Annotated in this window: 18 protein-coding genes; 10 read left to right on the top strand and 8 right to left on the bottom strand. The window is 73.1% G+C overall.

All coding sequences use genetic code 11. The annotated features are described in order from the left end of the window. Positions 1-48: 48 nt before the first annotated feature. The 6 genes from O7616_RS24640 to O7616_RS24615 form a co-directional block, all read right to left on the bottom strand. Positions 49-894: an S-methyl-5'-thioadenosine phosphorylase gene (locus O7616_RS24640; RefSeq protein ID WP_282304176.1), complete on the bottom strand. Its 846-nt coding sequence runs from the start codon at positions 892-894 to the stop codon at positions 49-51. Next, positions 887-1345 (bottom strand): hypothetical protein, encoded by a 459-nt coding sequence (locus tag O7616_RS24635; protein ID WP_282304175.1) that lies wholly within the window; start codon positions 1343-1345, stop codon positions 887-889. Before O7616_RS24635 ends, O7616_RS24640 begins: the two co-directional genes overlap by 8 nt. Next, positions 1342-2475, bottom strand: coding sequence for a molybdopterin-dependent oxidoreductase (locus O7616_RS24630; RefSeq protein WP_282304174.1), 1134 nt, complete (start codon positions 2473-2475; stop codon positions 1342-1344). The genes O7616_RS24635 and O7616_RS24630 overlap by 4 nt, the downstream gene beginning before the upstream one ends. Continuing rightward, on the bottom strand, positions 2472-3029 hold the full coding sequence (locus O7616_RS24625; protein WP_282264867.1) for a methyltransferase domain-containing protein: 558 nt from the start codon (positions 3027-3029) through the stop codon (positions 2472-2474). Before O7616_RS24625 ends, O7616_RS24630 begins: the two co-directional genes overlap by 4 nt. Positions 3030-3163: 134 nt before the next feature. Further along, entirely contained in the window at positions 3164-3844 is a 681-nt protein-coding gene (locus O7616_RS24620; protein ID WP_282304173.1) for a DUF2064 domain-containing protein, read from the bottom strand. Continuing rightward, complete coding sequence (locus tag O7616_RS24615) at positions 3841-4518, bottom strand: glycosyltransferase family 2 protein (protein WP_282304172.1); 678 nt, start codon at positions 4516-4518, stop codon at positions 3841-3843. The genes O7616_RS24620 and O7616_RS24615 overlap by 4 nt, the downstream gene beginning before the upstream one ends. A 148-nt stretch (positions 4519-4666) precedes the next feature. Here O7616_RS24615 and O7616_RS24610 point away from each other — a divergent pair, with 148 nt between their 5' ends. Then, on the top strand, positions 4667-6058 hold the full coding sequence (locus O7616_RS24610; RefSeq protein ID WP_282304171.1) for a hypothetical protein: 1392 nt from the start codon (positions 4667-4669) through the stop codon (positions 6056-6058). Here the strand turns inward: O7616_RS24610 and O7616_RS24605 are convergent. After that, positions 6030-7109 carry an NAD-dependent epimerase/dehydratase family protein gene (locus O7616_RS24605; RefSeq protein WP_282304170.1) on the bottom strand — a complete coding sequence of 360 codons (1080 nt, stop codon included), beginning with the start codon at positions 7107-7109 and terminating at the stop codon, positions 6030-6032. The genes O7616_RS24610 and O7616_RS24605 overlap by 29 nt on opposite strands. A gap of 146 nt (positions 7110-7255) precedes the next feature. Between O7616_RS24605 and O7616_RS24600 the strand changes: the two genes are divergently transcribed. The 9 genes from O7616_RS24600 (at position 7256) to O7616_RS24560 (ending at position 23612) form a co-directional block, all read left to right on the top strand. Further along, positions 7256-7951 (top strand): response regulator transcription factor, encoded by a 696-nt coding sequence (locus tag O7616_RS24600; RefSeq protein WP_282304169.1) that lies wholly within the window; start codon positions 7256-7258, stop codon positions 7949-7951. After that, positions 7944-8960: a HAMP domain-containing sensor histidine kinase gene (locus O7616_RS24595; RefSeq protein WP_282304168.1), complete on the top strand. Its 1017-nt coding sequence runs from the start codon at positions 7944-7946 to the stop codon at positions 8958-8960. Before O7616_RS24600 ends, O7616_RS24595 begins: the two co-directional genes overlap by 8 nt. Before the next feature lie 373 nt (positions 8961-9333). Further along, positions 9334-12453 (top strand): AAA family ATPase, encoded by a 3120-nt coding sequence (locus O7616_RS24590; protein ID WP_348773831.1) that lies wholly within the window; start codon positions 9334-9336, stop codon positions 12451-12453. A gap of 150 nt (positions 12454-12603) precedes the next feature. Next, a complete protein-coding gene (locus tag O7616_RS24585; RefSeq protein WP_282304166.1) occupies positions 12604-13629 on the top strand; it encodes a hypothetical protein in 1026 nt (341 codons plus the stop codon). A 143-nt stretch (positions 13630-13772) separates the two neighbouring features. After that, positions 13773-16049, top strand: coding sequence for a TOMM precursor leader peptide-binding protein (locus O7616_RS24580; protein ID WP_282304165.1), 2277 nt, complete (start codon positions 13773-13775; stop codon positions 16047-16049). 52 nt (positions 16050-16101) lie between these two features. Beyond that, the gene (locus O7616_RS24575; protein WP_282304164.1) at positions 16102-17565 is read left to right on the top strand and encodes a SagB family peptide dehydrogenase; all 1464 of its coding nucleotides are present in this window, start codon (positions 16102-16104) and stop codon (positions 17563-17565) included. Next, positions 17562-18371: a hypothetical protein gene (locus O7616_RS24570; protein WP_282258577.1), complete on the top strand. Its 810-nt coding sequence runs from the start codon at positions 17562-17564 to the stop codon at positions 18369-18371. The genes O7616_RS24575 and O7616_RS24570 overlap by 4 nt, the downstream gene beginning before the upstream one ends. After that, positions 18368-20554: an NHLP family bacteriocin export ABC transporter peptidase/permease/ATPase subunit gene (locus tag O7616_RS24565; protein ID WP_282304163.1), complete on the top strand. Its 2187-nt coding sequence runs from the start codon at positions 18368-18370 to the stop codon at positions 20552-20554. The genes O7616_RS24570 and O7616_RS24565 overlap by 4 nt, the downstream gene beginning before the upstream one ends. Positions 20555-20579: 25 nt before the next feature. Continuing rightward, positions 20580-23612, top strand: a complete 3033-nt coding sequence (locus tag O7616_RS24560; RefSeq protein WP_282304162.1) for an ATP-binding cassette domain-containing protein — start codon at positions 20580-20582, stop codon at positions 23610-23612. Between the two features lie 8 nt (positions 23613-23620). Here O7616_RS24560 and O7616_RS24555 read toward each other — a convergent pair whose 3' ends face one another. After that, complete coding sequence (locus O7616_RS24555) at positions 23621-24400, bottom strand: MerR family transcriptional regulator (RefSeq protein WP_282304161.1); 780 nt, start codon at positions 24398-24400, stop codon at positions 23621-23623. Between the last annotated feature and the right edge of the window lie 260 nt (positions 24401-24660).

Raw genomic sequence — 24660 nt, 5'->3', positions numbered from 1 at the left:
ACCGGCCCCGAACCCTTTCGGAACCCTTACGACGTCAACCGGCCGGCGTCATGGCAGCGTGATGCCGCTGTCCGTACCCGCCAGAGCGTGCCCGCACGGGCAGTCTCCCTGGTCCGGTGGCAACGCCTGCACCGCGTCGCCGAGCAGGACACGGAGGCGGTCGATGTTCCCGGCGAAGACGGTGAACACCTCCTGCTGGGTCACGCCGTGACCGACCTCGACACCCGAGTCGAGGTCGGTCACCAGGGACAGCGCGGTGTAGCACACCGCCAGTTCGCGGGCCAGCACCGCTTCGGGGTGACCGGTCATGCCGACCGTCGACCAGCCCGCCTGGCCGTACCACAGTGATTCGGCGCGGGTGGAGAACCGAGGGCCCTCGATGACGACCATCGTCCCACCGTCGACCGGTTGCCAGCCGTCGGCGCGGGCGGCGTCGAGGACCGTGGCCCGCCCGACCGGGCAGTAGGGGTCGGCGAACGGCACATGGACGACCCGGGGGACCTGCCCGTCCGGGCGTACCTTCCCGTCGTAGTAGGTCTGCTCGCGGCCGGTGGTCCGGTCGACCAGTTGATCCGGTACGACGAGCGTGCCGGGGCCCAGCTCCGGTCGCAGGCCACCGACGGCACCCGGTGCGAGCACCTGGCGGACGCCCACTGCTCGCAACGCCCACAGGTTGGCCCGGTAGTTGATGCGGTGCGGGGGCAGGGTGTGCCGACGACCGTGACGGGGCAGGAAGGCCACCGTCCGCCCGGCGAGGCTCCCGATGGAGAGGGAGTCGCTCGGCGGTCCGTACGGAGTGTCGACGGCGACCTCGGTGACGTCGTCGAGGAACTCGTAGAATCCGGACCCGCCGATCACCCCGACCGGCGGGCGACCGTCTCCTCGTTCAGACATGGGGACTTCTCCGTTCTGCGTGGTCTGCGGGTTGCTCGGATCGCCGGGCCGGGTCGCGGTGATCGGCGATGGTGTCGACGACCAGCGCGATCGCGACGACGGCCCAGAGGACGGTCAGCCCGGCGGTGAGGCCCAGCGGATAGTCGCGGTCCGGTAGGCCCGGGTTCGGCGGTGCCGACGGCGGTCGCCACAGCAGTGGCACCGCGACCAGCAGCAACGTGGCGCTCGCCGCCAGCCCGGCGGTGATCCAGGCCCGCCGCCGCCGGTTCGTCACCAGTCGGCCCAGCGCCAGCCCGGCCAGCCCGACCAGCGGGGCCACCAGGAGGTCGTGCAACACCGGCCCGCCGATCAGCCACGGCACTGTGGTGTCGAGTTGACCTCGGAGCAGCCAACCGCCGTACGCCGTCGCCGCGACACCGAGCACGAGCAGAAGCAGCCGTACCGCTCTCACCGCAGCACCTCCAACCGGGCCACCCACTTGGTCTGGAGCACCCCCGGCCGACTCGGGGCGATGAGGCGGCAGGGGTAACCGTGGTCCGGGGACAGCTCCTCACCGTTGATCCTCAGCGCGAGCAGGGTGAGCGGGTCAGCGACGTGGGTCGCCGGGAGGGTGCTGGCGGCGTACAGGCCGTCGGTCTCCAGTGAGGAGACCCGCACCGGTCGGGTGGTCGGCGCGCCGACGAGCCGCAGCAGGTCGACGACGGGTACGCCGGTCCAGTCGGCGGAGGCGCTCCAGCCCTCGACGCAGGCGATCGGCAGGTTCGCCGTCCGCTGGCGCAGGGCGGCCAGTTCAGCGCGGGAGAAGACGGCCCTTCCACCCGCCCAGACGATCTCCAGCCGCCAGTCCGCCGGAACGGTGATGCGGGCGGCCGCCGCCGTCCGGTTGATCGGTACCCCCTGCGGTCCGGCCGCCGAACGCCACGCCAGCGGAGACACCCGACGCAACCACGGCACGGTCACCCCGGCGGTGGCCAGCACCGCCACGCCCGCGACGCCCGCCGACGTCCGCAGGAACGCCCGCCGTCCGGACGAGTCTCGATCGTCGCGTCGCAGCGGTGTGCTCAGCGCCGCGCGGACGATCGGCAGTTTCACCGCGAGGTGCAGCAGCACCCCGCCCGCCAGCAGCCAGGCGACCGCGTAGTGCGCCGCCGGGAAGAAGAACCCCCACGGGTACGACTGGGCGACGTTGAACAGGCCGGTGACCAGCTCGAAGAACGCGGCGCAGACCAGGACCAGGACGGAGATCCGTTCCAGGCCGTGTGCGGACAGCCGGATCGGGTGGCGCACCGGTGGACGGACGAACAACCGGGGGTAGACGCTCCACAGTTTGGCCAGCAGCAACGGGATCGCGGCGATCCCGGAGAGCACATGGGTGCCCTGGGTGATCCGGTAGAGGTTGACCGGGCGGCTCGGCCAGGTGAACCAGCCGGGCGGGTGCTGGATGAGGTGGCTGAGGACACCGGTGACGAAGCACAGCCCGAACGCCACCCCGAGCCAGAGACCGAGCCGGGCGGCGACCAGCGGTGAGTGCGACGGCGCGGTGAAGTCCTCGGGGGCGGGGACGCGTGGGCGGCGGGTCATGCGCTCACCAACTCGGCGAACCAGCGCGGACCGAGGCGGAACGTCGTCGCGACCCGCAGGCCGGCAGCGGTAGCGGCGTCGGCCACCGCCTCCGCCCCGACCCGCGCCCAGCGGAACGTCGGACCCTGTCGCGCTTCGTCGCCGGTGGAGCCGGACAGCACGTACGCCTGCCCCTGCCACAGCCCGGCTCCCGGGGGTTCGACCTCGACCACGAGCGTTCCGTCCGCCGCGAGCAGCGCGCCGCACCGGCGCAGCAGTCGGACCGGGTCGCCGCCGATACCGATGTTGCCGTCGACGAGCAGGGCGTGTGCCCATCGGCCCTCGCCGGGGAGTGGTTCGAAGATGTCGCGTCGCAGGGCGACCACCCCTCGGCCCTGGGTCAGCCGTACCGCCTCGGCGGAGATGTCCACTCCCAACGCGACGAGACCCTGCTGGGCGAGTGCCCTGGTCAGTCGGCCGGGGCCGCATCCGAGATCGATCGTGGGGCCGGAGCAGCGTGCGGCGATGGACGTGATCGCCGGTTCGGGTGGGCCGTGCCAGCGCCGCACCGGCAACGGGTCACGTCGCCCGTCGGTGTGCACGAGCCAGTGGTCGGCCGGAGGTGGCGGGCCGCAGGCGTCCTGGGCGGTGGCCCGGCTGTCGAGCCCGCCCCAGACGAGGTCGAAACCGTCACGGGTGATCGTCGAGGTCACCGGTGGCGTCCGCTCGTCAGGTGGCCACCGACCGACTCGACGGCGTCCGCGAACCGGGTGCCGGGCAGGTCGACGGCGACCGCCAGCGCGGTCGACCAGTCGTCGACGTCCCGTTGCACGGGCAGGATCGCCGGGTGTGTGCCGTGGTCGCGAAGCGCGGCGAGAGTCCGTCGACCGGTGTCCTGGGACGACATGGGCACGTCGCGTAACACCCGCGCGCCCGCCGGGTCGCGTAGCCCGAGCGCCCACCAGCCGCCGTCGAGCGCCGGTCCGAACACCGCCTCGTGGTCGGCGAGCCGTTCCAGCGCGCTGGTGAGCAGGGCCGGGCGGATCTGCGGCGTGTCCATGCCGATCTGCAGCACCGGGCGGCCGGGGAAAACCACGGCCGTGTCGGCGTGCGCGTTCGCCAGACGGTCGGCGAACGTGTCACCGCGCTGCGGAAGGAGATGCCAACCCGCCAACGCGGCGGTCAGCTCCGCGGCGTGCTCGGCATCGGCGAACCGGCCGGTGTACGCCAGCACGGGGATCGTCGACGGGGTGGCGCGCACCGCCGCGAGGGTGTCCAACAACGCCGCCGCCGCGATCCGGGCGGCCTGGGTGGGACTCGCCGGCGGGCAGAGCCGCGTCTTGGCCAGCCCTGGGACCGGTGCCTTGGCGACCACGAGCAGGACGTTCACCGGCCACCACCGGCGTCGGCGCGGAGTACTCCGGCGAAGTCCCGGGCCGCCCGCACCGTGCCCCGGACCGACCCGGAGACCTTCGACCTGGTGCCGGCGGCCCGGGGCGCGTAGGCGACGTCCAGTTCGAGGATCCGCCAGCCTGCCCGGGACGCGCGGAGCAGCAGTTCCAACGGGTAGCCGAACGCGCGGTCGTCGACGCCGAGTCCCAACAGCGCCGCGCGGTGGGCCACCCGGATCGGGCTGACGTCGTACACAGGTACGCCACGGCGGCGCAGCAGCGCGGCGACCACCGCGTTTCCGGTCCGGGCGTGCCACGGCCAGGCGTCCGCCGAGACCGGCCGACGCCGCCCGACGGCGAGATCCGCCCTACCGTCGAGCACCGCCGCGACGAGCCTCGGCAACTCGGCCGGGTCGAACGAGCCGTCCGCGTCGAGTACGCAGACCAACTCGGCGTCCGCCGCCAGCAGCCCGGCGTGCACCGCCGCGCCGTAGCCGCGTCGTGGCTCGTGGACGACCCGGGCCCCGTGCTCGGCCGCGATCATCGGCGAGCCGTCCGTGGAGCCGTTGTCGACCACGACGGCGCGGTAGCCGGGCGGCAGCCCGCTCAGTACGGCAGGCAGTGCGGCCGCCTCGTCCAGACACGGCAGCACCACGTCGATCGTTGTGCGCATACCGGCGACGCTAGGCCCGCGACGGACCACCCGGACCGTCGTGCCGTCTTACGAATCGCTTACGCGGCAACGGATCTTACGAGTCCCTGACGTCCCCGTCGTTCGGCTGTCGAAGCCCTGGTCGCGGGTCGTATCGTCGGCCGTCACCATGACCATGATGACCCGGCCGGGACGATCCCGGTACGCCGACCTGATCGTCCTCGGCGTCGAGGTGGCAGTGCTCGCCGCCGCCGTCGGCATCGGCGCACTGCTCAACCACCGGGGCGTGCGGCTGCACGCCGACGCCGCCCCGCTCTATGCCACCTGGCGGCCCCATCTGGGCTTCGGCACCCCGGTCGCGCTGCTCGTCGGGGCCCTGTTCGTCTGGCGCGGTACGCGCTGGGCAGCCGACACGCGCTGGCCGCGGCTGCTGGTCGTCGGCTACCTCGCCTCGGTGCTCTGGACGCTCTCCCTGGCGCTGGTGGACGGCTGGTCGGCCGGCGTGACCGAGCGGCTCACCGTGCAGGCCGAGTACCTGCACGAGGTGCCCCGGGTGACGGATGTCGGCCTGATGCTGTCCGGCTTCGCCGACCGGATCCTCGACTTCCAACCGAACTCGTGGTCGACCCACACCGCCGCTCACCCGCCGGGTGCGCTGCTGTTCTTCGTCGGGTTGGACCGGATCGGCCTGGGCGGCGGGGCCGCCGCCGGGCTCGCCTGTGTGCTGCTCGGGGCCACGGTGTCGGTGTCGGTGCCGGTGACGTTGCGGGCACTCGGGGCAGCGGATGCGGCTCGGGCGGTCTGGCCGTTCCTGGTCCTGTTCCCGGGGGCGGTCTGGGTGGGGGTGTCGGCGGACGGGATCTTCGCCGCGGTGGTCGCGGGCGGGCTGGCGCTGGTGGCGGTGGGCGGCCGACCCGCTGCCGTGCCCGGCGGGTTGCTGCTCGGGTTCGCGCTCTACCTGTCGTACGGCTTCGTCCTGGTCGGGCTGCTCGCGCTGACCGTGGTGCTGCTCCGGGCGCGGGACCGCCTCGCCGTCCTCCTGGTCGCGGCGACGGCGGGCGCGGTGGTCGTCGCCGCGTTCACGGCGTCCGGTTTCTGGTGGCCGGACGGCTACCAGTTGGTGACCCGTCGTTACTACCAGGGCTGGGCGGCGGATCGCCCGTACGGCTACTGGGTCTGGGCCAACCTCGCCGCACTGCTGCTCTCGGCCGGCCCGGTGGTGGGGCCGGCGCTACGGCGGGCGGTGGCGTCCCTGTCGATCCGGCGGGCGGTGCCCGCCGGGTCGGCCCGGCCGCCGCATCGGTCGTTCGCGGCGGCCCTTCGAGAGCGGGCCGTCGGCGCGGGCCCCACGGTGTGGCTGCCCGTCGCGGCGGCGGTGGCGGTGCTCGCGGCGGACCTCTCCGGGCTCAGCAAAGCCGAGGTCGAGCGGATCTGGCTACCGTTCGCCGTCTGGCTGCTGGTCGCCACCGCGCATCTGCCCGCCGGGCACCGCCGGTGGTGGTTGGCGGCTCAGGCCGGCACGGCTCTCGCCGTCAACCACCTACTGTGGACGGTGTCCTGACCGTAGCCGGTTCCCTCATCACGGCGGTGGTGAAGTCGGCGATGCCGGCGGCGAAACCGATCCTGGCGGTGAAACCGAGCAGCCGGGTGGCGCGGGCCGGGTCGGCCACGACGTGCCGCACGTCCGCCGCCCGCCCGCCCCCGACCGTGACGGGCAGCGGCCCGTCCATCGCCGTGGCCAACTCGTGGGCCAGCTCGCCGACGGTGTGCGGTTCACCCGAGCAGACGTTGACCGGGTTCAGCGGATCCGGTGCCGGTGTCGTCAGGGCCAGCAGGTTCGCCGCGGCGACGTCCGTCACGTGCACGAAGTCGCGCCGCTGCCGGCCGTCCTCCAGGACCCGGGGCGGTCGCCCGGCCGCCAGCGCCGACCGGAAGATCGACGCGACCCCGGCGTACGGGGTGTCGCGGGGCATCCGTGGCCCGTACACGTTGTGGTAGCGCAGGGCCCAGACCGATCCGCCGGTCTGCCGGGCCCACGCGCCGGCGAGGTGTTCCTGGGCCAGTTTGGTGGCGGCGTACGTGCTGTGCGGTTCCAACGGCGCGTCCTCCGGAACGAGACCGGGGGAGAGCGTCCGGTCACAGCGAGGGCAGGTCGGCTCGTACCGGCCTTCGGCCAGGTCGGCGGCCCGGCGGCCGGAGGGCCGGACGACTCCGTGGGTCGGGCAGTGGTAGCGGCCCTCGCCGTAGACCACCATCGAGCTGGCCAGCACGAGGCGGCGTACCCCGGTGGCGTGCATCGCCGCCAGGAGGGTGGCCGTGCCGAGGTCGTTGTGCGCGGCGTACCGGGGGGCGTCGGCCGGGTCGACGCCGTGGCCGACCATGGCCGCCTGATGGCAGACCGCGTCGACCCCCGCCAGTAGCCGGGTCAGCAGGTCGACGTCACGTACGTCGCCGAGCACGAGACCGTGCCGATCGGTCCAGGGCGGCGCGACGGCACCGTGCGCCTCCGGCAGGAGCGCGTCGACGGCCACCACCTCGTGCCCGTGTTCGATCAGCAGGTCGGCGACGTGTGAGCCGATGAACCCGGCCGCACCGGTGACAAGGATCCGCATTCCGGTCACCGTATGACCCCGGGTACGCGCGGGTCGCGGTGCGCGCGCAACCGTAAGAACCTCACAAGATCTGCGTGGTGGGGGCGTGCCTCGGCGCGTGGCTACGCTGGGTCGATGGACGGGACGCGCCGGAACGGGGGAGGCACGTGACACAGCGGGTGCTGGTGGTCGACGACGACCAGACCGTGAGTGACGTCATTCGCCGTTACCTGGAGAACGACGGCTTCCAGGTGAGCCTGGCGGCGGATGGCGAGGAGGCGCTGGCGGCGGTGGAGCGGGAGACGCCGCACCTGGTCGTGCTCGACCTGATGCTGCCCCGGATCAGCGGTCTGCAGGTGTGCCGGCAGCTGCGGGTACGGCCGGACGGCGTGCCGATCGTCATGCTGACCGCCCGCGGAGACGAGTCCGACCGGATCCTCGGTCTGCAGCTCGGCGCGGACGACTACCTGACCAAGCCCTTCTCCCCCCGGGAACTGGTGCTGCGGGTCCGTTCGGTGCTCCGTCGCGCCGCCGGCGGGTCGACGACCGAACGGCCGGAGGCGCTCGCCGACGGCGGCCTGGTGGTGCACACCACCTCCCGAACCGCTCACCTCGCCGGCCGGGAGCTGGCTCTGACGCTGCGCGAATTCGACCTGCTCGTCCATCTCATGCGGCACCCGTCCACGGTGTTCGGCCGCGCCGAGCTGCTGGAGCAGGTCTGGGGATGGAACTTCGGGGACCACTCGACGGTGACCGTGCACGTACGCCGGCTGCGCGAGAAGATCGAGGCGGACCCGGCCGATCCGCAGCGGATCGTGACCGTCTGGGGCGTCGGCTACCGCTACGAGCCGGCCCATGCGTGACCTGCTGCTGATCTTCGCGATCGCCCTCGGCGCGGCGCTGGGCATCGGCCTCGTCGGCGCGGCCCTGCTCCGCGCGCTGCGGCGCAGGTCGATCACCGTGCACCTCAGCGTGCTGCTCACCACCACGGTGGTCGCCGTCGCCGTCGGGGTGATGGCGGTCGCGGAGGCGATGTTCCTCTCCCCACACGACCTCGAGGTCGTCCTGATCACCGTTTCGGCGGCTGCGGTGGTCAGCCTCGCCGTCGGCGGGCACTTCGGTCGCCGACTGGCACGCGCGGCGGTGTGGCGTGACCAGGCCCGCGAGCGGGAACGGCACCTGGAGAAGGGGCGGCGTGACCTGGTCGCCTGGGTCTCCCACGACCTGCGTACGCCGCTCGCCGGCATCCGGGCCATGGCCGAGGCGTTGGAGGACCGGGTGGTCCGGGATCCGGACACGGTCGAGGACTACCACCGACGGATCCGGCTGGAGACCGACCGGATGACCCGACTGGTCGACGACCTGTTCGAGCTGTCCAGGATCAACGCGGGGGCGCTGCGATTGTCGTTGACGGCGGTGCCGCTCGGCGAGGTGGTGTCGGATGCGCTGGCCACCACGTTCCCGTTGGCCGACGCCCGCCGGATCAAGCTGGTCGCCAGCGAGTCGGGGTGGCCGACGGTCGCCGCGAGCGAGCCGGAGTTGGCGCGCGTGGTGACCAACCTGCTGCTCAACGCGGTGCGCTACACCCCGGAGGACGGCACGGTACGCATCGAAGCCGGCCGCGAGGAGGACGACGCCTGGCTGTCGGTCGCCGACACCTGTGGCGGCATCCCGCCGGGTGACCTTCCCCGGGTGTTCGACATCGCCTTCCGCGGTGAACCGGCCCGCACCCCGGGCCGCGGCGACGGCGGAGCCTCCGGAGGGCTCGGCCTGGCCATCGTCCACGGCCTGGTGGAGGCGCACGGCGGTCGGGTCGAGGTACGCAACACCCCTGAGGGCTGTCAGTTCCTGGTCCGACTGGCCGGGGCCTGACGTAACGCGCGGGCCGGTGAACGTCGCCGCGCGACGGTGGCGGTCACTGCGCCGCCGGCGCCATCCCGAGCGGGGCTGGGTTCGCCGGGGGTGGCGCTCCGGTTGTTCGGCCACGCGCTTTTTCTCAAGTCGCCTATCGGCTGCCGGTCGGGTCGGCATCGTGCCGTGAAGGTCGGTCGGAGGCAGGCAAGAGGCGTTCTGATTCAAGTCATTCGGCGGTTGACAAATCCTTGCGGACGGTTCTTCCAAGGGCTGCCGCATGCGGCGCGAGGACTCGATGTGGACATGGCAGATTCGGTCGTTTTGCATAGGCGCTCATGGTTTTGGTGATATCTGGACGGGCGCGATCGGTCGATAATCCGCCCTGACCCGCATGGGATTCCTGTCCCCACTCGACTTCGTCGTGTGTGTCCCGGCCCGGTGGATCCGGGGTGGTTTATTGGTTTTCGGGGAATCCGACCGGTCCCTTTCTACGGTTCAAAGGGCAAACTCGCAAATAACCTGCACCCCGACGTCGGGTGTTGGAATGGGAGTGGACATCTTCGAAATTCGATGGCCCTCCGGTATAGTGACCATTCCCCTTGAGTGCGCCGGAAAGCGTTTGATCTGCGTGATGACATCTGGGCTGGAAAATGCGTCAACGGGCCCGCGCTTCGTCGGGCGGCAACCACAGTTGGCGCGTATCGAGAGAGCCCAGGCCGCTGCGCTGAGCCGTGGCCGGCAGATGGTTTGCGAGGTGGTCGGTGAGCCGGGCATCGGCAAGACCCGGTTCGTCCACGAGGCACTGCGACGATGCGTTCCCACCGTTCCGTGGGCGGTCGGGACGTGCGCGCCGGACGAACGAGGGGTTCCCTTCCACGTCTTCCGACAGGCCTTCACGACCGGGCAGCCACACCGACGCGGGCTACGCCTCGGGCGGTTCACCGGGGAGACCTGGATGGAGTCCGGCGCGGCGCCACCGGGGCCGGCGCGGGCGTCGGACGCCCAACGGTTCCGCACCAACCAACTAGCCCGTCGGCTGATCGGCCTGGCGGCGCGGGACGGTCTGACGCTGGTCCTCGACGACCTGCACTGGGCGGACGCCTCCTCCGCCGGCCTGATCGCCCACCTCCTGCGCTACCCGGTGCCCGCCCCCCTGCTGCTCGTGCTCGTCTACCGCCCGCGGCAGATGGCGACGCCGATGCCGTTCGGGCCACCGGATTCGCGCGAGCAGGCCGACGCGGAGCCGGCGTCACACGACCGGATCGAGCTCAGCCCGCTCAGCCTCGCCGAGATGGCGCCTCTGCACCCACACGCCGACCAGGCGGAGCTGCGGGCACGGTACGACGTGACCGGCGGCAATCCCGGTTACCTGACGGCGCTGCCGGGCGGCCCCGCACCGGACCACACCGACCCGATCCGGGAGGCGCAGGGCGCCTGGTTGTCCGACGCCGTGGTGGCCGTGCTGCGCCGCGAGTGGTCGGGCCTGCCGCCCGTCGAGCTGGCCTGTCTGCGGGCCGGGGCGGTCGTCGACGCGCCCTTCGCCGCCGACCTGCTCGCCGCGATCGCGCAGGTGCCGACGCCACGTGCGGTGGAGGCCGGCTGGCGGCTGGTCCGACTCGACCTGATCCGCCGCGTCCCCGGCACCGGACGATTCGCCTTCCGGCACCCGGTGCTGCGGATGGCCGTCGCACAGGACACCGACCCGGCGTGGCGGGCCGATGCCTCCGCGCGGGCGCTCACCGCGCTCGTCGAGCTGGGCGCGCCCCCCGCCGACCAGGCCCGCTACGCCGAACGCCTGCTCGCCCTGCCGAACGGCCGCTGGGCCGAACGCTGCGTCGACGTGCTCTGCCAGGCCGCCCAGGAGATCCGCCGCGAGACACCGGACCTGGCCATCCGCTGGCTGCGGTTGGCGTTGCGGGCGCTGCGGCCGACGGCCGGCTCGACGCAGCGTCGCCGAGACGTGGCCCTCGCGCTCGCCCAGATCACCGGGGAGGCGGGCGACCTGGCCGAGAGCAGGGCCCTGCTCCAGGAGATCGTGCCGCTGTTCCCCGCCGACCCGCAGGGACGACGGGCGCAGGCGGTCGCGCTCTGGGCGCGAGTGGAACGCCTGCTCGGCAACTACCCGGAGGCGGCGGCGATCAGCCGGCGCGAACTGGCCGCCCTGCCCGCCGACACCGCACCCGGTGTCGGCTACCGACTCGCCACCGAGATCGGCGTCGCCGGCATCCTGGGCGGCCGCCGACCCGCCGCCGGTCTGCCCGACGCGCTCACCGGAGACCGCGACGGCCCCGCCGCCGACCGGGCCGGCCTGCTCGCCGTCCGCAGCCTCGCCGCCGTGCACGACGGCGCACTCGACGACGCGCGGGGCCTGCTCGACGCGGGCGTCCGGATCGTCGACGCGTTGCCGGACCGGGACGTCCGCGACCACCCCGACTGCCTCACCGCGCTCGGGCTGACCGAGTTGTACCTCGAACGGCAGGCCGACGCAGCGCGGCACCTCGACCGAGGGCTGACCCTCGTGCGGGCCTCGCACCGCGACGACGGGCTCTGCCAACTGCTGCTCGGTCGCAGCCAGGTCGCCTACCACGGCGGTCAGCTGACCACGGCCATCGGGCTGGCCACCGAGGCGGGCATCGTGGCCCGGCGCATCGGCAGCCATCACCTGCTCAGCTTCGCCCTGGCGTTCGAGGCGGAGGCGACGGCCTGGCGTGGTGGCCCCCGCGACGACGACCGGGCGGTGGCGCTGGCCCGCAGCGCCGTCGGAATCGCCACCGACCTCGCCACCTGGTGTGGCCGTACCGCCGTACTGGCGCTGGCCACGGCGGCACTGCTGTCCGGTGATCCGGCGACCTGTGCCGAGCTGGTGCGCTCGGCCGGCGGTGACAGCCGGCTGAGCCGCCTGCAGACCACCCTCCGGCCGATGTGGTTCGAGCTGCTCTGCGCCGCCGCGCTCGCCGCCGGTGAGGTGACCGAGGCCGAGCGGCAGGCGCGACAGGCGATGACCGAGGCGGAGCAGAGCGGCCTCGCCGGGCAGCGGGGCTTCGCCGAGTCGGCGTACGGCGAGGTGCTGCTCGCCCGGGGTGAGGTGTCCGCCGCGTTGCGGCACCTGGAGAGCGCGGCCGACCTGTTCCGCGCCGGTGGGATGGCGCTGCGGCGCAGTCTCGCGCTGGCCTCCCTGGCGCGGGCCGCCGAAGCCGAGGACCAGGCGGGCCGGGCGGCGCGGGCCCGCCGCCGGGCTCTGGAACTGGCCGGGTGGTGCGGGACGGAACGGGTCGGCCTTCGGCTGGCCCGCCCGGTCGGCCCGGTCGAGGTGGCCGCCCTGACCGACCGGGAATGGCACATCGCCCGGCTGGCGGCGACCGGAGCCACCAGCCGACTGATCGGGCGGCAGTTGAACATCAGCCCCCGCACGGTGGAGGCGCACCTGACCCGGATCTACCGCAAGGCCGGCGTCGCCTCCCGGTCGGGGCTGGTCGCCTGGGTCGCCCGGCTCGATGACACCGATCGGTGACCGCGATCCCGGCCCGATGACGTCGTTCGGTGCAACGCCCGGAGGCCGGGCAGCACGAGGCCGCGCCGCCCCCGGCGGGACCCGACAGCCGCTCACATACTCGACTCATCGGGCGCGATTCCCGCCGGCCGGTGGTGGATGGAGGACGAGATGCTGGGCAGAAGATCCGTCAGGAGCCCGCGTACCCTCGCCGCGCCGGTGCCGGTGATGCCGCTGGTCGCCGCCGTGACGGCGCTCCTCGTGCTGGCCGGCTGTGGTGGTGAGCCGGTGGACGCGGCCGCCCCCGCGACCGAGGGTCCGGCCACGTTCGGTCGCGAGCGGGCGGCGCTGGTGCTCACCGCCTTCGACCAGGCCGACTCGGCCGCCTCGGTGGCCGGTGACGTCGAGGCGCTGCGGACCCAGGAGGTTCCGCCCTCGCTGGACCTCAGCATCGCCGCGGTCCGCCGGGCCACCTACAACCAGCGTCCGCAACCGTCGTTCCAGCACATCAACCCGGCGTTCGCGGTGCCGCCCGGAGACCCGGCCTGCTTCCTGGTCACGGCCACCCTCAAGCTGAACGGCTCGGAACTGGCGCCCACCGACGTCAGCCAGTTCGTGCTCGGCGACGACGGCCAGTGGAAGCTCAGCCACAACGTCCAGGTCACCCAACCCTCGCTGGTGGTCGCCCGGAGCATCGACGGCCGACCGGCCACGCAGGGTGGTACGGCATTGGACGAGACCAGCCGCCGGGCCCTCGCCGCCGAGGTCTTCGCCCGCAGCATCGGGTCCACCACGAGCAACCGCTCCCTCGTCGCGTCGAGTCCGTTGCTCGACGGCCAATTCGCCGGCGGCTGGGAGATCTACGGCCAGCAGCTCGCCGGTGCCGGCGCGGCGGCGCAGCGGACGATGGACCGGGCCGAATGGTCCGACTGCGCGGTGGCGGTGCCGACCGGCACGCTGACCTTCCTGACGATCCACGCCACCGACACCCTGCGCCCGGCACCCGGCGGTCCGGCCACCGTCCAGATGGTGCCGCAGAGCCCGGATCTGATCGCCACCGGCCACCGCCAGACGATCAGCGGAAAGTCGATCCGGGTGAACCGGGTGGAGACGTTCCTGCTGCTCGTACCGACGCAGGTCACCGGCACGTCGGTGCTGGGGCTCAACGACACCGCGCTCACCGTCACCGCCGGCTGACCCGACCATCGGCCGCCCCCGGTCGCCGCCGACGGCAGAAACCGGTGGCATCACTCGGATCGGACACCGGTGGACCGCGACGATGGCAGCAGCCGTGATCGCCGGCGGGGCCGGCGGTGCGGCCACCAGGCTCGGGAGGAACCATGTGGCGTCCGCGCTTCCGATCGGACTACGCGCAGGTACGCCTGCCCGACGGTCCGCTGGTGGTGCTGGGGGAGACCCGCAGCCTGCTCATCGACGACCCGGTCGCGGCGGACCTGGCCGACCAGCTCGACGGCGTCGAGCCGTTGGCCGACGTGGTGACCCGGCTGGCCACCCGGCACCCGGTCACCGCCGTCGCCTCCGCTCTCGCCCGGCTGCGCGACCACGGCCTGCTGGTGTCCGGTCCGGCGGGCACCTCGACGGCCGAGGCCGCCGGATGGGACGCCCGGGGTGTCCCGCCCGAGGCCGGGCACCGGTGGATGGCGCAGGGCGCGGTCACCATCGTGGACCTCGGGGCGCCCCGGGTGGCGGAGACCGCCGACGCGCTGCGCACCCTCGGGCTCGCCGTCACGGTGGTCGGGCCGGACGAGACGGACGACGATCCGGTCGCCGCTCAGATGCTGGTGCTGCCGTCGTCCATGCTCGACCCCCGACTGGCGCCGATCAACGACCGCCACCTGGCCGCCGGTCGTGCGTGGACCCTGGCCCGGCCACACGGCAACGTCATCCTCCTCGGCCCGCACCTGGTGCCGGGGCGCACCGGCTGCTGGGCCTGCCTGCGGCAACGGTGGCAGGAGAACGAACAGGTCAACGCCTTCCTCGACGGGCAGGACCTGGGCGACCCGCTGCCGCAGCTTGGCCGGGCGGTCCTACCCGGCCTGGCCACCACGGCCGCCGGGCTGCTCGCCACCGAACTCGCCGTGCTCGCCGTCCGGGGTTCGTCCCCCCGCCTCACCGGTCGGATGGTCGCCCTGGACACGCGGGACCTGAGCACGGAGAGCCACCAACTCGTACGCCAACCGCAGTGCGCCGCCTGCGGCGACCCGGACCTCGTCGGCAAGGCCGAACCACGGATCGACCTGCCGCCGAGCGGTGCCCAACCCAGCCGGGCCGAGGACTCCCGCACCCGGGATCCGGCCGAGGCGTACGCCGCCCTCGCCCACCACGTCAGCCGGTACCTGGGGGTGGTGAGTCGACTGACCCCGTTGGAGACGACCGACAACGGTGTCACCCACACCTACTCGGCCGGGCACAACTTCGCCCAGCCCCGCCAGCTCGCCGGGTTGCGCCGCAACCTGCGCGGGCAGAGCGGCGGCAAGGGCCGCACCGACCTCCAGGCGCGGATGAGCGCGATCGGGGAGGCGGTGGAACGCTACTGCGGGGTGTGGCGCGGGGACCGTCCGGTGCACCGGGCGACGTACCGGCAGCTCGGCCCGGACCGCGCGGTGCACCTGCGGGAGGTGCTGCTGTTCTCGCCCCGGCAGTACGCCGAGCGGGACCGGCTCAACGGCGACCTGGGCCACCTGCACCGCATCCCCCGCCCGCTGGCTGACGAGGTGGAGCTGGACTGGACCACCGGCTGGTCGCTGACCCGGCGGACGCCACGCGAGCTGCCCGCCGCCTACTGCTGGTACGGACATCCGGAGTTGACCGGGCTCGGGGTGTGCTCGGCCGACTCGAACGGCTGCGCGGCCGGAGGCAACCTGTCCGAGGCGATCCTGCAGGGCTTCTGCGAACTCGTGGAGCGGGACAGCGTCGCCCTGTGGTGGTACCACCGTTCCCGGATGCCCGGGGTGGACCTCGCCTCGTTCGCCGACCCGTGGACGGCCGCCTGCGTCGACCATCACGCCACCGTCCTGGGCCGCGAGCTGTGGGCCCTCGACCTGACCGCAGACCTCGGCGTACCCACGTTCGCCGCGGTGTCCCGGCGGGCCGACGGCGGGCCGGAGGACGTCCTGGTCGGCTTCGGCGCGCACCTGGACGCGCGGGTCGCCCTGACCCGGGCGTTGACCGAGGTCAACCAGTTCCTGCCCGCCGTTCCCGGGCCGACCTCCGCGCGCAACCGGTACGGCGTCGACGATCCGGACACCGCCCGCTGGTTCGGCACGGTACGGGTGGCCGATCAGCGGTGGCTGACCCCGGACGCCACCCGAGCGCCCCGCACCGCCGCCGACCACCCGCCGCTGACGACCGGGGATGTCGGGGACGACGTGCGGCAGTGCGTACGCCGGGCGGAGCTGGCCGGCCTGGAGGTGATCGTCGTCGACCAGTCCCGTCCGGACGTCGACCTGTCGGTGGTGAAGGTCGTGGTGCCGGGCCTGCGGCACTTCTGGCGTCGGCTCGGTCCCGGGCGGCTGTGGGACGTGCCGGCCCGGCTCGGCCGGGGTCCGTTGGCCGCCGACGAGACGGCGGCCAACCCGCTGAACGTCTTCTTCTAGCGAGGGGTGCGCAGATGACCACGGTGGTGGGACCGGCCGGTCGGCGGTCGTCGTGAGCGGCTCCGTCGGCGGTCCGCTGATCCAGGAGTCGTACCGGCTGCGCCGCGACGCGGAGCTGCGGCTCGGCGAGGACGGTTCGCTGACCCTGCGGCAGACCCGCTTCCAGCTCACCCTGGAACGACCGGGCATGGGTCGGCGGGCACTGCTGCTGCAACTCGCCGCCGACTGGGTCAGCGACGTCGAGGTCGGTCGGCTGATCAGCGGTCTGGAGGGGGAGAGCCGGGTGCTGGCCGCGCAGCTGCTCCTGCGCCGGTTGCTCGCCCACTCCTGGCTGGAACGCCGCCTCCAGGTCGACGACCGGGCGCTGCTCGACCTGGTGCCCACCGGACTCGGGCGGGGCAGCCTGCCGGAGAGCCGCCCGCACACACCCGGGGTCCGTCACCGGCTCTCCCGCTTCGCCACCCTCGCCCACGAACGGGGCCGGCTGGTGGCCACGTCGCCGCTGAGCACCCTCGCTGTCGGCTGCGCCGACGTCGCCCTCGGCGCGGTCCTGGCCGCCGCCGTGCCGGGCGTCGGACCGGACACGGTGGCCCGCACGCTCGGGGTACGGCCGGCGGCCGCCGGCCGGGTGCTCGACGAACTGGCCACCGCCCGGATCCTGGTCACCGAGGCCGAGTTCGAGGCGGAGTGCGACGACGCGCCGCTGGCCTACTGGTCACCCGAGGAACTGCGTCTGCACCACCGCTCCCGGGCCGGTCGGCACGCGCTGCCGGTCGGGGGCACCTACCGGATGCGGGAGCGGTTCGAGCCACAGCCGTTGCGCCGCCCCTACGACGGGGCTCGCGCGATCGAGTTGCCGCTGCCGGACCTGGCCACGATCGCCAAGGTGGATCCCGCCTTCGGCCAGGTCGTGGCGGAGCGGCGCAGCGTGCGCGAACACGACGACTCAGCGCCGCTGCCGGTGGAGCGGCTGGCCGAGTTCCTGTACCGCTCGCAGCACACCAGCGCCGTCGGCGAGGCCGGTGGTCAGGAGGTCGGTCACCGGCCCTACCCGGGTGGCGGCGGGGTCTACGAGCTGGAGATCTATCCGCTGGTCGCGCGGTGCGACGGGCTCGACCCGGGGCTCTACCACTACGACGCGGTCGGGCACCGGCTGGAGCCGGTCGCCGGTTGGGGGGCGGCCGCCGACCGGTTGCTGGCGTACGCCCGGGCGGCCGGCGCCATGCCCCGGCCGCCGCAGACGGTCCTGGTGGTCACCGCCCGGGTTCAGCGGCTGATGTGGAAGTACGAAGGGATGAGCTACGCCATGATCCTCAAGGACGCGGGAGTGCTGACCCAGCAGATGTACCTCGTCGCCACCGCCATGGAGTTGGCGCCGTGCGCCCTCGGCGCCGGGGACTCGCAGGCCTTCGCCGAGTTGTCCGGGCTCGATCCGCTGGTCGAACCGAGCGTGGCGGACTTCCTGCTCGGCTCGCGCCGCGCCGCCGCCCCGCCCGGGACGGGGGACCGGCCATGAAGTTCCGGCGGCAGGCACTGCGCCAGTTGGAGGCCCCGGAACAACTGGACCGGGCGGTCCGGCTGACCACCGTGCCGCACTGGCTGGCCACCGCCGCACTGGTCATCGTCGTGGTCGCCGCGGGCGTCTGGTCGGTACGCACCGTGGTGCCCCGCACCGTCGAGGCGGCCGGGGTGCTGATCCACTCCAACGGGATCTCCGCCCTCGACGCGATCGAAAGCGGTCAGGTCACCAAGGTCTGGGCGTCCCCCCACCAGCGGGTCACCAAGGGCACTCCGCTCTACAGCCTCCGCACGCTGGACGGCAAGGTGGTGGTGGAGAACGCGCCGGGTGACGCGTACGTCGTGGTGTGGCTGGTGTCGGAGGGGGAGATCGTCACCCCGGGCACGCACCTGGCCGATCTGGAACGGCTCGACACCGCGGGGGACGCGTTGCAGGCCGTCGTGTACGCGCCGGCCGTCGCCGCTCCGCTGCTGCAACCAGGTGTACCCGTCGAGGTGGCGGCCGCGGCGGCACCACGCAACGTGTTCGGCACCCTGGCCGGTCAGGTGGCCACCGTCGGCGCGTTCCCGGAGACCGAGGCGTCGCTACGGGCCTTCCTGGGCACCGGTCCGGACGTCCGGCGGCTGCTGGCGCACGGCAGCGTGATCCGGGTGACCGTCGCCCTGGTGCCGGACCCGGCCGCCCCGGGCGGTCTGCGCTGGACGAAGACCCCGCCGCCGTTCCAGCTCAACTCGGCCAGCGAGGTCACCGCCTGGTTCACGGTGGACGAGGAACACCCGATCGACTGGTTGCTGCGGCGATGAGCGCGCCGTCGACAGCGGTCCCGAACGCACCGGAGCTGCCCCGGATCCGGCGTCGACGGGTCCGCACGCCCACCCTGATCCAGATGGAGGCGGTGGAGTGCGGCGCCGCCGCGCTCGGGATCCTGCTCGCCCACCACGGCCGGCACGTGCCGCTGGAGGAGTTGCGTCGGGTGTGCGGAGTGAGCCGGGACGGCTCCACCGCGGCCACCGTGCTCAAGGGCGCCCGCCGCTACGGGATGGTCGCCAAGGGCTTCCAGATGGACCTGGCCGGCCTGGCCACCGTGGCGCTGCCGGCGGTGCTGTTCTGGCGGTTCGAGCACTTCGTGGTGTTGGAAGGGCTCGGTCGGAAGAAGGTCTTCCTCAACGACCCGGCGACCGGCCCCCGGGCGGTGAGCTGGGAGGAGTTCGACGGCGCCTTCACCGGCATCGTGCTCACCATGGAACCGGGGCCGGAGTTCCACCCGGGCGGCACCCGTTACCGGCTGGTCCGGGCGCTGGCCCAACGGTGGCGCGGTCCCGGCTCGGCGATCGCACAGATGCTGCTGCTCGGGCTGCTGATCGCCGTGGTCGGTCTGACCATTCCGGTGATGGCCCAGGTCTTCGTCGACCGGGTGCTGTTGCAGGAGGACCGGGCCGCGTTCGCCGGCCTAGTGGCGGCGGTGGGGGTGGCCACCGTGCTGACCTTCCTGGCCGGCCTGCTCCAGCAACGCCTGACCGTACGCGCGGAGACGGCGCTCGCCCTCGCCAGCGCCGCCCGGTTCTTCCGACATCTGTTGCGACTGCCTCCGTCGTTCTTCGACCAGCGCCAGGCCGCCGACCTCGGCCAGCGGGTCCGCGGCAACGACGTGGTCGCCGAGGTGCTCACCCGCCGCGCGGCCACCACTGTCGTCGACACCGGCCTGGTGCTGGTGTACGGGGCTCTGCTCTGCCAGTACGACCTCCTGCTCGGACTGTGCGCGGTGGTCCTCGCCGGGCTCAACGTCAGCGTGCTGCGCTACGTCGCCTCGACCCGGTCGACCGCCGTCGCCGGACTCCAGGCGGACCGCAGCAAGCTGGTGACGACGGTGTACACCACGGTCCAGTTGATCGAGACGGTGAAGGCCGGCGGCGAGGAGGAGCGGGCGGTGGCCCGGTTCGCGGCGCGGCACGCCACCGTCGCCAGCCGGCAACAGCGGCTGGGGGTGCCCACCGCCGTGCTCTCCGTGCTGCCGGCGTTCCTCGCCTCCGGGACCACCGCGGTGCTGCTCGGGTTGGGCAGTCGGCAGGTCGTGGCGGAGGCGATGACCGTGGGCGTGCTGGTCGCCATGCAGAGCCTGGCCGTCGCGATGAACAGACCGTTGGGCAACCTGACCGCGCTGGGTTCGCGGTTGCAGGACATGAGCGCCGACCTCAACCGGCTCCGTGACGTGGAGCGCTACCCACTGCCGTCCACCGGGGATCGACCTGCCCGGCCGCTGACGCCGATGGAGGGGCATCTGCGCATCGAGAAGGTGACCTTCGGCTACAACCCGCTGGGTCGTCCACTGCTGGAGGACTTCAGTCTGGACCTGCCGCCCGGCGCCCGGGTGGCGCTGGTCGGCCGGTCGGGCAGTGGCAAGTCGACGGTGGGCCGGCTGGTCGCCGGGCTCTACCGTCCGTGGACCGGCCAGGTCACCGTGGACGGCCTCGACCGTCCGGGCACCGACGACGGTCTCTGGGCGGCCACTGTCGCCATGGTGGACCAGGACCAACGGCTGTTCGAGGGGACGGTCCGGGACAACGTCACCATGTGGGACCTCACCGTCGCCGACGAGGACGTCGTCACCGCGCTGACCGACGCGTGCCTCTACGACGAGGTGGCGGCGCGCCCGGGCGGCCTGGGCAGTCCGGTACGGGAGAACGCCCGCAACTTCTCCGGCGGCCAACGGCAGCGCCTCGAGATCGCCCGTGCGCTCGTGCGCAACCCCCGGGTGCTGGTGCTCGACGAGGCCACCAGCGCGCTGGACGCCGAGACCGAACGTCGGATCGACACGCATCTGCGTCGGCGGGGGGCGACCTGCCTCATCGTCGCCCACCGCCTGTCCACGGTCCGCGACTGCGACCTGATCGTCGTGCTGGACGGCGGTCGGGAGGTGGAGCGCGGCACCCACGAGCAACTTGTCGCCCGCGACGGGGCGTACGCGCGACTGGTCCGGGACCAGTGACCGACGACGAGCCGAGGAGACACTGATGAGCGGCGCGGTGGAGGAGCCCCCGACCGGCGACCTGATCGGATTCTGCGCCGACGGCGTACGCCAGGTCTGCCGGTTGGACGGCCCGGTGGCCGGCTGGTTGGTGACCGGCGGGGAGGCCGACCTGTTCGCGGTGCGGCGGACCGGGATGAGCCCGTCGCGCCGTCACCATGTGGCCCGGTTGCCGGCGGGGGGCCTGGTGCCGACGTCCACCGCGATCGGTGCGTGGCAGTTGATCCTGGTGCCGTTGCCCGGCGCGGAGTTGCACGGGTTGTCCCAGCGACACCTGTCCCTGCTGGAGCGGCACGTCCGGCTCGGCCGTTCGGCGGACGAGGGGCCGTCGCGTCGGGCGCGGACCGCGGCTGCGGAGATGGTCGCGGCCGTGGACCTGGTGTTGGTCACCGTCGCCGACGCGCTGCGCCACGGGCAGGCGCCCCGGGAGGCGTCCACCCTGAGTGGGCGCGAGATCGTGTCGCTGGCGCAGGGCAGCGCGCTCACCTCCACCGGGGGTGCCTGGTGGCTGCGCAGCGCCGGCGGGCAGCTGCGCCGCAACGACGGTGGCCCGGCGGAGATGTCGGGGGAGCACGAGCTGCTGCTGATCGCCGAACGTGACTGGGTGGTGGCCGAGTCGGCGTGCGCGGTGGAGAGCCACGGCAGCTGGGACCTGTTGGTCGCCGGTCAACTCCGGGCGGCTGTCGACCAGCACGTGGCCCGGCTCCTGCGCATGGTGGAGAGCCGGATCGAGGAGGCCGACGCCGCGTTGCTGAGCGCCGTGCGGCGGCGTCGGCAGGTCGACGCCGCGGTGCTCGCCGCGGCGGCCCGCCGTTCGATCGGGGTGATCGGCGCGAGTGGCACGGTTCCGGTGCCGGACGTCGAGGCCGGCTTCGACAGGTACGGGCGGGCGGCCTCGGTGCTCGAGGTGGTCACCGAGGGGATGGGCAGCCCGATCAACGAGCCGGCCGACCGCGGTCGCGCGCCACTGGGCGATCGGGCCGCGGTGCGGGCGGTGTCCCGCGCGTCCAGCCTGTTCCTGCGTGAGGTGCGCCTGCCGGAGCGGTGGTGGCGGCGGGACCTCGGGTCGTTGGTGGGGTGGCGGGCCGGTGACGACCCGGAGCATGCGGTAGCGGTGCCGCTGGTGTTCCGGCGAGGTCGCTACCACCAGGTCGACCCGGACACCCGCGCGCGCCGCCCGATCAGCGCGACGGTGGCGGCGACGTTCGCCACCGAGGCGACCCAGGTGCAGGCGCCACTACCGCCGGTCGCCCGGATGCGTCACCTGCTGCGGGCCGGACTCGTCGGCGCGGGCCGCGACGTACGGGGCCTGCTGTTCGCCGCCGCCTGCGTGGCGCTGCTCGGCCTGGGGGTGCCGCTGGCCACCGGCGAGGTGCTCGGTCAGTTGGCCCGCCAGGGTGAGGTGGACGGCCTGTTCGGTTTCGTCGCGCTGATGCTCAGCGCCGCGGTGGTCGCCGGGCTGGTCGGAGTGGTGCAGAACCTACGGCTGCTGCGGTTGGACGGCCGGTTGCAGTCCGGCGCGCAGCTGGCGATCTGGGACCGCCTCCTGCGTCTGCCGGCCCGGTTCTTCACCGGTCGCAGCAGCGGTGAGATCGCCAACTCGATGCTGGGAATCTCGTTCGTCGGTGAGGCGCTGAGCGCGCTGCTGCCGCAACTCGTCTCGGCGGCGGCGACCGTCGCGGTGACCCTCGGCATGCTCCTCGTGGTCGAGCCCGTGCTCGGGCTGTGGGGGGCGGGGATCGTCGCCGTCACACTGCTGACCTTCGGCGCGTTCGCCGTGTTGATCGTCCGTCAGCAACGGTCCGCGCTGCCGGCGGAGCACCGGGCGGCGGCGATGACGAACCAGTTGCTCGGCGGCATCATCAAGATCAAAGTGGCGGCCGCGGAAGCCCGTGCCCACGCCCGCTGGTCGGAGGTGGCTGCCTCGGCACGGGCGGCGCTGCAACGGGTCCGGCAGAGCCAGGCGGGTCTGGTCGCCTTCGCCACCGTGCTGCCGATCGCCGGTCAACTGGTCCTGTTCGCCGTGCTGATGGGGCCGCTCTCCGGCCGGATCGCACCGGCCGACTTCTTCATCCTCAACGTCGGCTTCGCGATGTTGCTCGGCGCGCTGCTGGTGCTGGTGTCGGCCGGGGTCGAGGTGATCGCGGCAGTGCCCCGGCTGCGCAGCCTGAACGACATCCTGCGCGCCGACCCCGAGGCGCGGCCGGACCGGGTGGATCCGGGCGAGCTGCGTGGCGAGATCGCGCTGCACCGGGTCACCTTCGCCTACCAGCCGGACGAGCCGCCGGTGCTCGTCGACATCGACCTGCACGTCCGTCCGGGTGAGTTCGTCGCCATCGTCGGGCCGAGCGGCTGCGGGAAGTCCACCCTGCTGCGGCTGCTGCTCGGTTTCGAGCGCCAGCAGCAGGGTGCGGTGCTCTACGACGGCCAGGACCTCTCCGAACTGGACGTGCACGCGGTCCGCCGACAGTGCGGGGTGGTGCTTCAGGACGGCCAGCTCTTCGCCGGCTCGGTCCGGGACAACATCTGCGGTGCCGGCAGCTTTCCGCTCGACCAGGTCTGGGAGGCGGCGCGGATGGCCGGTCTCGCCGACGATCTGGAGGCCCTGCCGATGGGGATGAGCACGATGGTGCCCTTCGGCGGCGGGACACTCTCCGTCGGGCAGCGCCAGCGGGTGCTGATCGCCCGCGCGTTGGCTCCCCGGCCCCGGATCATCTTCCTCGACGAGGCGACCAGCGCCCTGGACAACCGGACCCAGGAGGTGGTGACCCGGAGCACGGCGAGCATGGCCGCGACCCGGTTGGTCATCGCCCACCGGCTGTCCACGGTCCGTGCCGCGGACACCATCGTCGTCCTCGACGCGGGGCGGATCGTCCAGCGGGGCACCTACGACGAGTTGATGGACCAACCCGAGGGGCTGTTCCACCGGCTGGCGCGGCGACAACTGTTGACCGAGCCGGACCGGTCCGACACCGCCGCGCAGAGCCGGCAGTCGGAGGGGCAGCCCGCGACGGGCTGACCGTCGGCTCAGCCGTTGTCGATGACCGTGCCGTCCTCCAGTGACACGTCCGTGTCGAGGTGGTTCTCCAACAGCTCCGCCACGTGCGCCTCGGCCTGGTTCTCCGCGGCGAGCCGGAACGCCTCGGTGAGCACGTTGACCACACCCTGGGTCAGCATCAGGGTCTCCCGGTCGAGGTCGGCCCAGGACGCCCCGGGGCCGTTGCGGACCAGCTCCGGCGCGAGCGCCAGCAGTCGGGCGGTGACGGCGGCGACCAGCTCGTCGGCGACCGGCCGCAGGCTGTCCAGCACCTCACTGAGGGTCTGCAGCGCCGGCACCGTGCCCACCCGTACCCGATGCAGGTCCAGGGCGGCACGCAGCGGGCGTGGCCGCACGGTGCGGACGGTGCCGTCGGTGGTCCGGCCGATCACGCCGTGGCGGGTCAGCGCGTGGGCCAGCGCGGGGCGGTCGGCGGTGAGCCGTTGCAGCATCGCGGTCAGACCGTCGGGCGCGTCGTCACTGGCCCGGACCCCGAGCATCGCCTCGATGGAGACCAGGTTGAAGCCCTGCCGTTGCAGGGCGAGGATCGCGTCCAGCCGGCGGACGTGGGAGTCGTCGTAGTAGGCGGCCCGACCGTGCCGCACCGGCGGAGGCAGCAGCCGCCGAGCCTGGTGCGCGCGGATGTTGCGAGGCGACATCCCGACCTTGCGGGCGAGTTCCTCCACGCTGTACCCGGCCGGGCCGCCGGGCGTCGTCGTCACCTGGTCGATGGTCACGGTGGCCTCCGGCAGCGATCGGTGGCGGAACATGGCACCCCGTCGAACCGCTCTCAGCACTGGCGGTCCGTTGATCGCAGCCTAGGTGCGCGGACCGGGTGGTAACAGGCGAGGAATTACTACTTGTTCACAGTGATGACAGTCTCTAGAATCGCAATCCGCCGCACGCCACTGAATCCCAATTACCCGGCTTTCGCCGCAGGGTGGCCTATTCGCGGCCACATTCGATGAAATCCCCGCTCGCGACGCGGACCGGATCGGCCGGTGGCCCACGATGAAGCGGAACCGGCGGC

Origin of the sequence: Micromonospora sp. WMMD964 (assembly GCF_029581455.1) — a bacterium.
Taxonomy (GTDB): domain Bacteria; phylum Actinomycetota; class Actinomycetes; order Mycobacteriales; family Micromonosporaceae; genus Micromonospora.
Note: the sequence above shows the minus strand (reverse complement) of the source record. Positions and strands in the feature narration are given on the sequence as shown.

Excerpts from the sequence above, each read along its gene's own strand:
- O7616_RS24630 (WP_282304174.1), bottom strand. The coding sequence starts at position 2,475 with ATGACCCGCCGCCCACGCGTCCCCGCCCCCGAGGACTTCACCGCGCCG.
- O7616_RS24580 (WP_282304165.1), top strand. The coding sequence starts at position 13,773 with ATGTGGCGTCCGCGCTTCCGATCGGACTACGCGCAGGTACGCCTGCCC.
- O7616_RS24555 (WP_282304161.1), bottom strand. The coding sequence starts at position 24,400 with ATGTTCCGCCACCGATCGCTGCCGGAGGCCACCGTGACCATCGACCAG.
- O7616_RS24615 (WP_282304172.1), bottom strand. The coding sequence starts at position 4,518 with ATGCGCACAACGATCGACGTGGTGCTGCCGTGTCTGGACGAGGCGGCC.
- O7616_RS24595 (WP_282304168.1), top strand. The coding sequence starts at position 7,944 with ATGCGTGACCTGCTGCTGATCTTCGCGATCGCCCTCGGCGCGGCGCTG.
- O7616_RS24590 (WP_348773831.1), top strand. The coding sequence starts at position 9,334 with ATGGGATTCCTGTCCCCACTCGACTTCGTCGTGTGTGTCCCGGCCCGG.
- O7616_RS24585 (WP_282304166.1), top strand. The coding sequence starts at position 12,604 with ATGCTGGGCAGAAGATCCGTCAGGAGCCCGCGTACCCTCGCCGCGCCG.
- O7616_RS24560 (WP_282304162.1), top strand. The coding sequence starts at position 20,580 with ATGAGCGGCGCGGTGGAGGAGCCCCCGACCGGCGACCTGATCGGATTC.
- O7616_RS24565 (WP_282304163.1), top strand. The coding sequence starts at position 18,368 with ATGAGCGCGCCGTCGACAGCGGTCCCGAACGCACCGGAGCTGCCCCGG.
- O7616_RS24570 (WP_282258577.1), top strand. The coding sequence starts at position 17,562 with ATGAAGTTCCGGCGGCAGGCACTGCGCCAGTTGGAGGCCCCGGAACAA.
- O7616_RS24640 (WP_282304176.1), bottom strand. The coding sequence starts at position 894 with ATGTCTGAACGAGGAGACGGTCGCCCGCCGGTCGGGGTGATCGGCGGG.
- O7616_RS24610 (WP_282304171.1), top strand. The coding sequence starts at position 4,667 with ATGACCATGATGACCCGGCCGGGACGATCCCGGTACGCCGACCTGATC.
- O7616_RS24605 (WP_282304170.1), bottom strand. The coding sequence starts at position 7,109 with ATGCGGATCCTTGTCACCGGTGCGGCCGGGTTCATCGGCTCACACGTC.